Genomic DNA, 13,572 nt, shown 5'->3' with positions numbered 1-13,572 from the left:
AGGCAACGTGGACGACTACGCGGGTCGGGTGCTCGCCGACCGCTACCGCCTGCCGTCGCTGCCCTCCGACGAGTACGAACTCACCGAGACCCGCGCCTTCGACACCTACAGCGGTCAGGAGGTGCTCGTCCGGCAGGTGCCGTTGCCGGAGGTCGTCGAGGCGGAGGTGCTCGACGCGGAGGGGCTGCCCGAGGGGTTCACCGCGCGTGAGCGCGGGGCCGGCGGGGCCGGGGGCCGACGGACGCCGGACGCCCGGACCGCCACCCGGCGGCCCGCCGACCCGGCCGTGCGGCGTGCCGTCGAGGCCGCGCAGGCCGCGGCCCGCATCCCCGACCACCCGCGCCTGGACCAGGTCTTCGACGTGTTCGCCGAGGGCGGTTCGCTGTGGATCGTCAGCGAGTGGGTGGCCGCGCGCCCGCTGGCCGCGCTGCTCGCCGAGCAGCCGCTGTCGCCGTACCGGGCGGCCGAGGTCGCCGCCGACGTGCTCATGGCGCTCCGGGTGCTGCACGGCCATGGCTGGGTGCACCGCAACATCACCGCCCGCACGGTGCTCGTCTGCGACGACGGCCGCGTGATGCTGACCGGCCTCGCCGTCGGCGCCGCGGAGGAGGCGTTGTGCGGGTACGACCCGGTGCCCGCCCAGGAGGGACAGGAAGAGGCGGCCGGCGGGGGAGCGGGGACGGAGGCCGGGCCGACCGGTCCGGGCGCCGTTCCAGATGCCGGTCCCGGGGCGGCCGTTCGGGCTGCCGGCGGCCAGGGCGTTCCTCCGGGGGCGGGCGGCGGCCTGGATGTGCCTCCGGGGCCGGGTGGTCCGGGAGCAGGCCGGGGCCCGGGTGGGACTCCCTTTGCCGGAGCCCCCGGGGACTCCCCCGGCATTGGCGACCGGCCGAGCGGTATGGCCGGTGATGCGGCCGCAGCGGGCGGTGTGCCGTCCGCGCACGTCGACCCCGAGGTTGCACGCCGGGCCGCGATCCAGGCACGGGCGGCCGGAGGGCTGCCGGTACCGGGAGCGAACGGGGTGTCCGGCGGGACCGGGGTGCCCGGCCCGGCGGGGCAAGGGCCCCTGGAGAACGGTACGGACATCCGCGCCGCCCGCGCCGGCGCCATCGCCGCGTACCGCGCGGGTGCCCGGGCCGCCGCCCGGGTGCAGGAGGCCCGGCAGAGCGGGCGCGCAGCCCTGCCCGGGGCCCGGCCGCCCGCCGAGGGCGACGCCGGCGCCGCCCGGGCCGACGGCACGCCGCAGCCGCCGTACTCCGGTGGTCCGGGCAGTACGACCCCGCCCGGACGCATCGCCGACCCCTACGGAGTACAGGGTGCCCCCTGGCACGGCGCCTCACCGCGCCCCGCTGCCGGAGGCGCCTCCCGGGCCCTGGGCAGCGCCCCACAGCGCCCCGGACTCCCCTCGGCGAACCCGAGCCACGGCCACCCGACCGTCCCCGGCCAGGCCCCCGCCCCTGACCCCGCCACCCCCGCCCGCCGGGGTTCCGATCTGCCCCCTTACGGCACCGGTCCGGCCCGCCAGGGCCTGACCCCGCCCTCGGGTGCCACCGGCCCGGCTCACCTCCCGGACTCGCCGTCGCGCGACATCGGCCCCGTCCGACAACAGCACAGGGCCCCCGGCACCACCCACCACAGCGGCCTCCACCCCACCCACCCCCAATGGACCGCCTCCGGAGCGGCCGGTGTCCGGCGTGATCCCGGGACCGCCCTGGCTGCCGAGCGGGCGCGGCAGGTGCGGATGACCGTCGTCGGGCCGGTGACCGAGCGGTGGGCGCCGGAGCAGGCCGGGCCCGTGCACGAGAACTGGCAGCTGGCGGCGCCGATCGGGCCCGCCACTGATCTGTGGGCGTTGGGCGCGCTGCTGTTCCGGGCCGTGCAAGGGCACGCGCCCTACCCCGAGGAGTCGACGGCCGAGCTGGTGCAGCTGGTGTGTGCCGAGCCGCCCGCCTTCGCCGAGGAGTGCGGCCCGCTCCGGCCGGTCGTCGAGTCGCTGCTGCGCCAGGACCCCACCGAGCGCCTGGACGTCGAGGAGCTGAGCGGCTGGCTGCGCTCACTGGTGCGTTCCGCGCCCGAGCCGGACGCCGGCACCCATGTCGTACCGGTGCCGCCCGCCGACCCGAGCCGGCTGCCGATCGTCCGGCGCCGCGGTGAGCTGGTGCGGCGCCGGCGTGTGGGGCTGCCCGACACCCATCCGCACGGCCGGCACAAGCGCGCCCGGGAGGAGGCGCGTTCGCCGCGCAGTCTCGGGCGGACCCTGCTCCTGCTGATTCTGCTTCTGCTGGCCGGCGCGATCGCCTACGCGATGCTGTTCATGCCCAAGCACGGGGAGAGCGGGGCGGCGGGGAGCACGGACCGCACGGGCAGCGCGGGGGAGGCCGGTCCCGCGCCCCCGGCCACCCACCAGCCCCCTGCCGAGCAGGGCGGCAGCCCCTCCGCGTCCGCGCCCGCCACCGAGACCCAGCCCCAGACCGGCGGCGACGCGTCCGTCGCCGACGGCTTCACCCTGCGCAAGGATCCGGAGGGGTTCCAGATCGCCGTCGCCAAGGGCTGGGGCCGCACCCCGAAGAACGGCAGCGGCCAGGTGATCTACGCGCACGGGAACTTCGAGCTGATCGTCGTACCGGGCAGGGACAGCGCGGCGGCGTACGGCAGTGACCCGATGAGCTACCAGCGGGACAAGGAGAGCGAGCTGCAGCCGTACCGCGACTCCAGCTGGGCCACGGCCACCGGTCTGAGAACCATCGAGGTGGGCGGGCGGACCATGGCCGAGGGACAGTTCACCTGGACCGACGGCCAGGGCCGCGACCTGTTCGTGCGCAACATGGCGATCCTGCTGAACGGCCGCTACCACCTCATCCAGGTGCGCGGCCCGGAGGCTCAGCGCGACGAGGTGACACAGCTCTACGAGCAGGCCACGGCGACGTACCGCTACACGGGTTGAGCGCCCTGTATACCGGTCGACCGGTCCTGGCCGATTCCGGCGGCGACAAGCGTCACAGTGCTGTCACCTTGGTACCCCGCTGGTTCCCTGTCGGTTGACCGGTCCTTAGTCTGACCCTGTCAAGAGCATTGCGGGGCAACGTGAATCAGATGCAGGGCCTGCTCATAGCGGGCCGCTACCGGCTCGCCGATTCCATCGGCAGCGGCGGCATGGGCCGGGTGTGGCGCGCCCACGACGAGGTGCTGCACAGGACGGTCGCCGTCAAGGAGTTGACCGCGGCGCTCTACGTCTCCGACGGTGACCGGGCCGTGCTGCTCGCCCGCACCCGGGCCGAGGCGCGCGCCGCCGCGCGCATCAACCACTCCGCCGTCGTCACCGTGCACGACGTCCTCGAACACGACGGCCGCCCGTGGATCGTCATGGAGCTGGTCGAGGGCAACTCGCTGGCCGACGAGGTCAAGGAGCGCGGGCGGCTGGAGCCGGGGGAGGCCGCCCGTATCGGGCTGTGGGTGCTGCGGGCGCTGCGCGCCGCGCACTCCGCCGGGGTGCTGCACCGGGACGTCAAGCCCGGCAACGTCCTCCTCGGCCGGGACGGCCGGGTCCTGCTCACCGACTTCGGCATCGCGCAGATCGAGGGCGACTCCACCATCACCCGCACCGGAGAGGTCGTCGGCTCGGTCGACTATCTCGCGCCCGAGCGGGTGCGCGGCCACGACCCCGGCCCGGCCTCGGACCTGTGGGCGCTCGGCGCCACGCTGTACACGGCGGTCGAGGGCCGTTCGCCGTTCCGCCGCACCTCACCGCTGAGCACCATGCAGGCGGTCGTCGAGGAGGAGGCCGACGAGCCGCGCCACGCCGGTGCGCTCGGCCTCGTGATATCCGCCCTGCTGCGCAAGGAACCGGAGCGCCGGCCGAGCGCGGAGGAGGCCGAGCAGATGCTCGCCGAGGCGGCGGAGGGCCGCCGCCCGCACACGGCCCACGCGTTCATCCCGACCCAGGGCTCGGGCCTGCTCACCGGCGGGCCGGGCACCTCGGGTCACGGCCCCACGGGCCCCACCTCCGGCTACGGCCCCACGGGCCCCACCTCCGGCTACGGCCCCACGGGACCCACCTCCGGCTACGGCTCCACGGGGACCGTCCACGGCCACGGCCCCGGAGCACCGGGGGGTCCGGGCCGTCCCATGACCGGGCCGACGGCCGTGGCGCCCACGCCGCAGGGCCCGGCGCCGGTACGGCCCCGGCCCCGCCGCCGGCTGCGCACCCTCGCCCTCGTCGTCGCCGCCGCGGCGGTGCTCGGCGGTGGCGCGGCGGTCGCCTTCCAGGAGTGGGGCGGCAGGGCGCAGAACACCGGGTCGAGCGGGGGCGCGGGCCCGGCCACGGACTCGCCCTCGGCGAGCGGCAGCGCCACGCCGGGCCGCAACGGAACCGTGCCCGCCTCGTGGAAGGCCTACCCCGACCCCTGGGGCTTCACCGTCTACCTGCCCAAGGGGTGGAAGCGGAAGGTCGTCGGTGTCCCGGGCGGTGCCGACGGTCTCCGGCAGGTCGACTACACGCCCGACGGCGGCAAGCACTTCGTCCGTATCGCCATCGACACCTCGCCGGACTTCAAGGACGCCTACTCGCACCAGCTCTCTCTGGAGGTACAGCTCTCGAAGCGGCTGGTCGCTTATCACCGCGTCCGGCTGGAGAAGAACATCTACCGTGATCTCGCCGGCTCCGTCTGGGAGTGCACCTGGACCGACCTGCCGAAGGTCACGCCCTTCCCGGGACCGCGGCGCGCCGTCGAGGAGACGTACATGTCCCGGGAGGGCACCGAGTACGCGATCTACATCTCGTCGCCCGCGGCGGACTGGGCGAAGACGAGCAAGCAATTCACAGCAGTGCTGCAGGGCTGGCAAGAGCCGCAGTGACCGTTCTCTCGGACGGCGGCGGCCGGAAGCACTGCTGACGGCGTCTCATACGGCCGAAAATGGCTGGTCGATCGGCCCTGCTTGGCCGATCGGCGCCCCGGAGGGCCCGGGTCCGGTGAGGCATGATGGGGCCCATGGGGACCGAGGGCGCCGACTTCCGGGTGATCGCGGGCCGTTACCGTCTGGAGGCACGTATCGGGCGCGGCGGCATGGGCGTCGTGTGGCGGGCCGTGGACCAGGTCCTGGGCCGACGCGTCGCGGTCAAGGAACTCCTCCCGGACGACTCCCTCCCCGAGGAGGACGCGCGGCGCCGCCGGGAGCGTACGTTCCGTGAGGCACGGGCGGTCGCCCAGCTGCGGCATCCGCACATCATCGTCGTGCACGACGTGGTGGAGCAGGACGAACGCCCCTACCTCGTCATGGAGTTGGTCGACGGAGGCTCGCTCGCCGACCGCATCTCCCGGCAGGGCCCGGTCGACGCCGGCGAGGCCGCGCGGATCGGCATCGCCCTGCTCGGCGCGGTACGCACCGCGCACGAGGCGGGGGTGCTGCACCGGGACATCAAGCCCGCGAACGTGCTGATCGAGTCCGGTACCGGCCGGGTCGTGCTGACCGACTTCGGTATAGCGCAGGTCGCGGGCGCCACCACACTCACCGAGACCGGCTCCTTCGTCGGCTCGCCCGAATACACCGCGCCGGAGCGGATGTCCGGTGTCCGCACCGGGCCGGAGTCCGACCTGTGGTCGGTCGGCGCGCTGCTGTGCACGGTGCTCAGCGGCGAGTCGCTCTTCCGGCGCGACTCGCTCGGCGGCATCCTGCACGCCGTGGTCGCCGCCGACATCCGGCCCCCCGTCGAGGCCGAGCCGCTGCTGCCGGTCGTACGGGGGCTGCTGGAACGCGACCCCGACCGGCGCCTCGGTGCGGCCGACGCCGAGCAGATGCTGTGGGCGTTCCTCGAGACGGGGCGGACCCCGGAGGCGCCGGGCGCGCCGGCCCCCGGGCGAGGCCACCGGATCGGCGGGGGCCGGGCACCGAGGCCGGGAGTGGCGGGGGGCTGGACGCAGAGGTCCAGGGCGGCGGGGAGCCGTATGCCGGGGTCCGGGGCGCCGGGGAGCCGTCCATCGGAATCCGATGCGGCGCAGGTGCACACGCCCGGGTCCGATGCGGCCCGTGGCCGTAGGTCGGGGTCCGATGCGTCCCACGGCCGTCCATCGGGGTCCGATGGGGCCCCGGACGGTACGCCGGCGATCGATGCGGCGCAGGGCGGTACGCCGGGGTCCGATATGGCCCGGGGGCATACGTCGGGGTCCGATGCGGTGCAGGGGCGTACGCCGGGGTCCGGGCCGCCGGGGAGCCGTCCATCGGAATCCGATGCGGCGCAGGGGCCCAGTTCGGGGTCCGAGGCGGCCCACGGCCGTACGTCGGGTTCCGAGGCGGCCCAGGACCGTACGTCGGGTTCCGAGGCGGCCCAGGATCGTACGTCCGGGTCCGACGCGGCCGGGCCGCGTGTACCGAGGCCGGATGCGGCCTCGGGGGCTGCGCCGTGGGCCGATGCGGCCCGGAGCCGTACGCCGGAGGGCGCCGCAGCCCACACGCCGACCCGGCAGGACCCTCCGCTCGGCGGACCCCAGCCGCCGCCCACCGCGGCGGCCGCGGCGGAGCCCCCGGCCCGCACGTCCACGCGCGGGGTGCTGGTCGCGGCCCTGCTCGTCGCCGCCCTGGCGGGGGCCGGTGTGTCGGCGGCGGCGCTGCTGTTGCACGGGAGCGGGCACGGCGGCGGTGGCAGCCCCGGCGGGACGGCGACCTCCCCGGCGACCGGGACCGGAACGAGCCCGTCCGCGCCGCCGTCCCCGTCCCCTTCGCCCACTCCCACCGGCCCGTCGCCCAGCGGGACCCGCCCCACGGCCTCGGCCGGCTCGCACACCGCGCCCTCCGGATACCGCACGGCCTGGGACCCGGCCGGCTTCTCCCTCGCCGTACCGGAGGACTTCACCCGCAGTCCGCAGGGCGAGCGCGTCTTCTACCTCTCACCCGGTGAGACCTTCCGCCTCGGCATCAAGGCCGCTGATCCCCAACCGGGTGGTCCGCAGGCGGTGATGGACAGGTCGGCCGCCAACGGCCCGGCCACAAATCCCGGTTACCACGACGGCCGGGTCACCCCCACCTCGCACGGCGGACACCCGGCGGCACTCTGGGAGTTCACCTGGAACGGCTTCAGCGCGGCGGAGGGACCGCGCCACACCTACGACCTGTGCTGGGAGGAGGGCGGGCGGATGTACGACGTGTGGGTGTCGGCGCCGGTCGGCAAGGTGCGGGAGGCCCGGGAGTACTTCGACGTGGCGGTCGACACCTTCCGGGCGGGTTCCTGAACGGCCGCTCGGTCACGGGTCTGTGACCGGTTCGTATTCCCTGTGGCTGTCGGAGCCGGTGGCGCGATATGGATGATGCATGAGCAGTGACGGGGGAGCCGGTCACGGGACCGACGACACGACGAGTTTTGTTCTGCAACCGCCGCAGCCGCGCGCGCACCCGATCCCGCGGCCGGCTGCGGAGCCCCTGGCGACCCAGGATCCCGGCGCCGGGCGGCTCATCGCCGGCCGGTACCGGCTGCTCGGCAAGCTGGGCCACGGCGGGATGGGCACCGTGTGGCGGGCCAAGGACGAGACGGTGGACCGGGAGGTCGCCGTCAAGGAGCCACGCGTACCGGACCACCTTCCCGAACGGGAACGCGCCAACGCCTTCGAGAGGATGCGCCGTGAGGCCCGCGCGGCGGCTCGTCTCGACCACCCGGCGGTGGTGAACGTCCACGACGTCGCGATCGTCGAGGACCGGCCCTGGATCGTGATGGAGCTGGTGCGCGGCCGCAGCCTCGGCGACGTCCTGCGCGAGGGCACGCTGGATGCGCGCGAGGCCGCCCGGGTCGGCCTGCAGGTGCTCGGTGCGCTGCAGGCGGCGCACGCGGCGGGCGTCCTGCACCGGGACGTCAAGCCCGACAACGTCCTGCTCGGCCGGCACGACCGGGTGGTCCTCACGGACTTCGGGATCGCCCAGATCGAGGGGGACACGCGGCTCACGGACACCGGCGGCTTCGTCGGCTCGCCCGAGTACATCGCGCCGGAGCGGGTGCTGGGGCAGCGGCCCGGCCCGGCGAGCGACCTGTGGTCCCTGGGCGTGCTGCTCTACACGGCCACCGAGGGCGTCTCGCCGTTCCGCCGCAGCAACACCCCGGCCACCCTCCAGTCGGTCCTCAACTCCACCCCGGCCGCGCCCGCGTCCGCCGACGGCCCGCTGGCCGAGGTCATCAACGGGCTGCTGCACAAGGACCCCGCGCACCGGCCCCAGGCGGACCGGGTACGGGCGCTGCTGGAGGAGGCGGCCGAGCCCCCGGCACCGCCGGTACCCACCCAGCCCGTCCAGGTGGTCGCCCGCGCCACCCCGGTCGGTCGCCTCGGGCGCAGGGTCTGGATCGGCCTGGGCGCGGCACTGGTGGCCGCGGCGCTGGCGGTGTACCTCGTCCTCGCCGATCCCTTCGCCGGCCCCCTCCCCGACGGCTGGGCGAAACGCCCGGACCCGAAGCTGGGCGCCACCCTCGCCGTCCCGGCGGGCTACCAGGTCACCAGGCCCGCCAAGGACGACAGCGACAAGAACTGGGTGAGGTACACCGACTGGAGCGGCGGCATCTGGGTTCTCCTGGAACTGTCGAAGAAGGCCGACGACTCCTCCCACGAGATCAAGAACTCGGCGGCGGCCCAGATGTACGCCGACAACGAGAAGTTCAAGAGCGACGGCGAGTACGACATGTCGATGCCCGCGGGACCGAGGACGGCTCCGGACGACAACATCACCTACCACGGCAAGCCGGCGGCCCAGAACACGGTCTCCTACACCACGACCGACAGCGAGAACCCGCGCCCGCGCGAGACACAGGTCTTCTACTACAGGACGTCCTCGGGCGACATGTACGCACTCACCATCAGCTACCCCGGCAAGGGCGACTTCACGGCCCGCGGCCGGGACGTGGCCAAGGCGGCGATCGCCAACCTGGACATCAACAAGCTGTGACCGCCGGGTTCCGAGGGTCCCGCTTCGACAAGGGCCTGGTGCTCGCGGTACTCATGTGACATGAGTGGAGACGGCGAACGCCCGCCCGACGCACCTCTGATCGGTGGCCGCTACCGGCTGGCCGGCCGCCTCGGGTCCGGGCCCACCGGGACCGTCTGGCGGGCCCTGGACGAACAGGAGCCGGACCGCGAGGTCGCCGTCAAGGAGCCGCTGCTGCCCGGCGATCCGGCCGACGACGAGGACAGCCGCCGTATCGCCCACCGGCTCTACCGGGAGGCCCGCGCCGCGGCCCGGGTGCGCCATCCCTCCGCCGTCACGGTGTACGACGTCGTCACCGACGGCCATGTCCCCTGGATCGTCATGGAGTTGGTGACGGGCGAGTCGCTGCGGGAGGTCCTGCGGCGCGGCCCCCTCCCGCCCGCCGAGACCGCCCGGATCGGGCTCGCAGTCCTCGGTGCCCTGCGCGCCGCCCACGCCGTCGGCATCGTGCACCGGGACGTCAAACCGGCCAACGTCCTGCTGGAGTCCGGCACCGGGCGGGTGGTCGTCACCGACTTCGGGACCGGCGACGGACACCCCACGGACGCGCCCGCCGGTTTCGTCGCCCCCGAGCGTGCCGCGGGCCCCGGTGCCGGCCCGGCCTCCGACCTGTGGTCCCTCGGCGCCCTGCTGCGCACCGCCCTCGCGGACACGGACCCTGGCCCGCTGGCCCCCCTGCTGGACCGGCTGCACGCCCACGAGCCGGAGGCACGCCCCGGCGCGGCGGAGGTCACGGCGGCCCTGCAGGACTACCTCGGCCTCACACCCGTACCGGACCCGGTGCCCGAAGCCGCCCCCGAGCCCCCTTCGCCGCCAGCCCCCGACCCTTCTTCGTCCGCACCCTCCGACCCCCCACGCCGCACCCCGCGCACCGCACTCGGCCTCCTCCTCGCGAAAAAAGCCGGACTCGAATGATCCTTCTGGCCGCCACCGTGCCCACGCGCTGATCAGCACATTCACTGCCAGTGATCACTGGCAGTATGTGAGCAGTCGGTGAATCCCCGTTACCGACGGGTACACAAAGGCTGCCCCCGGGCATACCCTGCGCGTCATGACGGACACGCAGGCCCCGGACAGCACCGGCACCAACCCCCTCGCGCCCGCCCCCGAGGGCGTGCGCACCGCCGCCGACGTGGTCACCCCGGAACTGGTGGCCCAGCTCACCAAGGGCGTCGCCGGCTCCGGCCGTACCGCCAATCACACCCCGTTCACCGGCGAGAAGCTGGCCGACCTGCCCGAGTCCACCCCCGAGGACGTCCGGGGCGCCTTCGAGGCCGCCCGCGCCGCCCAGGCGGTGTGGGAGAAGACTCCCGTACGGCAGCGGGCCGCCGTCCTGCTGCGCTTCCACGACCTGGTGCTGGAGCGGCAGGCCGAGGTGCTCGACCTGATCCAGCTGGAGACCGGCAAGGCCCGCCTGCACGCGCACGAGGAGGTGCAGGCCGTCGCCGTCGCGGCCCGTCACTACGGCCGCAAGGCCCCCGCCTATCTGCGGCCCAAGCGGCACACCGGCGCCGTCCCCACGCTCACCAAGGTCACCGAACTCCGCCACCCGCGCGGCGTCGTCGGCCAGATCGCCCCCTGGAACTACCCCCTGGAGCTGTCCGTCGGCGACGCGCTGCCCGCCTTCGTCGCCGGCAACGCGGTCGTGATGAAGCCGGACACCGAGACCTGCCTGACCGCCCTGTGGGCGCGCGACCTGCTGATCGAGGCCGGTCTGCCCGAGGGCGTCTTCCAGGTCGTGCTCGGCGAGGGCCCGGTCGTCGGCCCGGAGCTGGTCAAGCACGCCGACTACGTCTCCTTCACCGGCTCCACCCGCACAGGGCGCGAGGTCGCGCAAGGCGCGGCTGCCCGCCTGGTCGGCGTCTCCCTCGAACTCGGCGGCAAGAACGCCATGCTGGTGCTGGACGACGCCGACATCGAGAAGGCCGCCGCCGGTGCCGTACGGGCCTGCTTCTCCTCCGCCGGACAGCTCTGCATCTCCATCGAGCGGCTGTACGTCCACGAGTCGATCGCCGACGCCTTCCTGGAGCGCTTCGCCGCCCGCACGAAGGCCATGCGGCTCGGCAACTCCCTCGCCTACGGCGCCGACATGGGCTCGCTGGTGGGTGAGCGCCAGCTGAAGACCGTCGAGCGGCATGTGGAGGAGGCCGTCGCCAAGGGCGCCACGGTGATCGCGGGCGGCAGGGCCCGCCCCGACATCGGCCCCTACTTCTTCGAGCCGACCATCCTCGACGGCGTCGAGGACTCCATGGCCGTGTGCGAGGAGGAGACCTTCGGCCCGGTCGTCTCGATCTACCGGTTCACGACCGAGGACGAGGCGGTCGAGCGCGCCAACGCCACGCCGTACGGCCTCAACTCCTCGGTCTGGACGCAGAGCGCCCAGCGCGGCCGGAACGTCGCCGCCCGCCTGCGCACCGGCACGGTCAACGTCAACGAGGGCTACGCACCCGCCTACGGCAGCGTCCAGTCCCCGATGGGCGGCATGAAGGACTCCGGCCTCGGCCGCCGCCACGGTTCCGAGGGCATCCTCAAGTACACGGAGGCCCAGACGGTGGCCCAGCAGCGCGTGCTGCCGATGGCACCCTCGCTGGGTATGACGGACGAGGGCTACGCCCGCTTCATGAGCACGAGTCTCCGGCTGATGAAGGCATTCCGGTTCAGGTAACCGACCTCAGGGGCGCGGGGAACTGCGCGCCCAGCCACCGACGGCCCGCACGCGAAACTCAACGAGGAGACACCCGTGCCGCAAGACGCCCACGCCTACGACTACGACGTCCTGATCGTCGGCTCCGGTTTCGGCGGTTCCGTATCTGCCCTCCGCCTGACCGAGAAGGGCTACAAGGTAGGCGTCCTGGAAGCCGGCCGCCGCTTCACCCGGGACTCCCTGCCGAAGAACTCCTGGGACCTGAAGAACTACCTCTGGGCCCCCAGGCTCGGCATGTTCGGCATCCAGCGCATCCACCTGCTGGGCAACGTCATGGTCCTCGCCGGCGCAGGCGTCGGCGGCGGCTCGCTCAACTACGCCAACACCCTCTACGTACCGCCGAAGGCCTTCTTCGACGACCCCCAGTGGCGGAACATCACCGACTGGCAGGAGGAGTTGAAGCCGTACTACGACCAGGCCCAGCGCATGCTCGGCGTACGGCTCAACCCGACGATGACCCCCTCCGACGTCCATCTGAAGGCGGCGGCGCAGCGGATGGGCGTCGGCGACACCTTCCACCTCGCCCCCGTCGGCGTCTTCTTCGGCGACGGCAAGGACGCGGACGGCAAGGCGCAGGCCGGGCCCGGCGAGCAGGTGAACGACCCGTACTTCGGGGGCGCCGGTCCGTCCCGCAACGCCTGCACCGAGTGCGGCGAGTGCATGACCGGCTGCCGGCACGGCGCGAAGAACACCCTGAACGAGAACTACCTCTACCTCGCCGAGAAGGCGGGCGCGGAGGTCCACCCCCTGACGACGGTCGTGTCCGTCACGGACGACTCGCGCGGCGGCTACGCGGTGGCGACCCTGCCGACGGACCGCAGGAAGAAGGGCGAGGGCCGGCTCTTCACCGCGCGCAGGGTCGTCCTCGCGGCCGGCACCTACGGCACGCAGACCCTGCTGCACCGGATGAAGACGGGCGGTCAGCTGCCGTATCTCTCCGCCCGGCTCGGCGACCTGACCCGCACCAACTCCGAGGCGCTGGTCGGCGCGCAGACCGACAACCGCCGCTACCGCAAGGCGACCGGCGAGGCCAGGGCCGACTTCACCCGCGGCGTGGCGATCACCTCCTCGGTCCACCCGGACGAGAACACCCACATCGAGCCGGTCCGCTACGGCAAGGGCTCGAACTCCATGGGCGGCCTGTCCATACTCCAGGTGCCCTACGCCGAGGGCTCGTCCCGCGCGCTGGCGTGGCTGGCGAACGCGGCCCGGCACCCGCTGCTGGTCCTGCGTTCCCTGTCCAACCGGCGCTGGTCCGAGCGGACCATCATCGGCCTGGTCATGCAGTCGCTGGACAACTCCCTGACGACGTACCTGAAACCGGACGGCGTCGGCAAGGGCCTGCTGACCGCCCGCCAGGGCCACGGCGCCCCCAACCCCAAGCAGATCAAGGCCGCCACGGAGGCCGCCTCCGCGCTCGCCGCCGAGATCAACGGCTTCGCCGGCAGCAACGTCGGCGAGCTGATGGGCACCCCGCTCACCGCGCACTTCCTCGGCGGCTGTCCCATCGGCGACTCCCCGGAGACCGGCGTGATCGACCCCTACCACCGCCTCTACGGCCACCCGGGCATCTCCGTCGTGGACGGCGCCGCGGTCTCGGCGAACCTGGGCGTGAACCCGTCGCTGACGATCACCGCACAGGCCGAGCGCGCGATGTCCTTCTGGCCGAACAAGGGCGAGGCGGATCCGCGTCCGACGCCGGGAGCGGCGTATGAGCGGCTGAAGCCGGTGGAGCCGCAGGCCCCGGCGGTACCCGCGGAGGCCTTCGGCGCGCTGCGCCTGCCGTTCCTGGGGATGCCGGCGGTGCCGCCGAAGCAGTAGGGCGAGTACGCCGAAGGGGCCTGCACCCCCCTCCTGGTGCAGGCCCCTTCGGCTGTGCGACGGCGCTTGTGCGGCTGCCGCTTGTGCGGTTGCCA

Annotated in this window: 7 protein-coding genes; all 7 read left to right on the top strand. The window is 73.9% G+C overall.

Translation table 11 applies throughout. The features are described 5' to 3' along the window. Window positions 1-7: 7 nt before the first annotated feature. Window positions 8-2,941 carry a protein kinase gene (locus tag SRB17_RS16320; RefSeq protein WP_323375669.1) on the top strand — a complete coding sequence of 978 codons (2,934 nt, stop codon included), beginning with the start codon at window positions 8-10 and terminating at the stop codon, window positions 2,939-2,941. A gap of 149 nt (window positions 2,942-3,090) precedes the next feature. Next, window positions 3,091-4,851 carry a serine/threonine-protein kinase gene (locus tag SRB17_RS16315; protein ID WP_153539191.1) on the top strand — a complete coding sequence of 587 codons (1,761 nt, stop codon included), beginning with the start codon at window positions 3,091-3,093 and terminating at the stop codon, window positions 4,849-4,851. Between the two features lie 134 nt (window positions 4,852-4,985). Next, entirely contained in the window at window positions 4,986-7,220 is a 2,235-nt protein-coding gene (locus tag SRB17_RS46350; protein ID WP_153539189.1) for a serine/threonine-protein kinase, read from the top strand. A 79-nt stretch (window positions 7,221-7,299) separates the two neighbouring features. Beyond that, window positions 7,300-8,913 (top strand): serine/threonine-protein kinase, encoded by a 1,614-nt coding sequence (locus SRB17_RS16305; protein WP_153539187.1) that lies wholly within the window; start codon window positions 7,300-7,302, stop codon window positions 8,911-8,913. A gap of 60 nt (window positions 8,914-8,973) precedes the next feature. After that, on the top strand, window positions 8,974-9,867 hold the full coding sequence (locus SRB17_RS16300; protein WP_153539185.1) for a serine/threonine-protein kinase: 894 nt from the start codon (window positions 8,974-8,976) through the stop codon (window positions 9,865-9,867). A 136-nt stretch (window positions 9,868-10,003) separates the two neighbouring features. Then, the gene (locus SRB17_RS16295; RefSeq protein WP_153539183.1) at window positions 10,004-11,617 is read left to right on the top strand and encodes a succinic semialdehyde dehydrogenase; all 1,614 of its coding nucleotides are present in this window, start codon (window positions 10,004-10,006) and stop codon (window positions 11,615-11,617) included. Between the two features lie 75 nt (window positions 11,618-11,692). Next, complete coding sequence (locus SRB17_RS16290) at window positions 11,693-13,477, top strand: GMC family oxidoreductase (RefSeq protein WP_323375667.1); 1,785 nt, start codon at window positions 11,693-11,695, stop codon at window positions 13,475-13,477. Window positions 13,478-13,572: the final 95 nt, after the last annotated feature.

The organism is Streptomyces sp. RB17, from assembly GCF_009604455.1.
In the GTDB taxonomy this organism is placed as follows: Bacteria; Actinomycetota; Actinomycetes; order Streptomycetales; family Streptomycetaceae; genus Streptomyces.
This window is presented reverse-complemented; position numbering and strand designations above follow the sequence as displayed.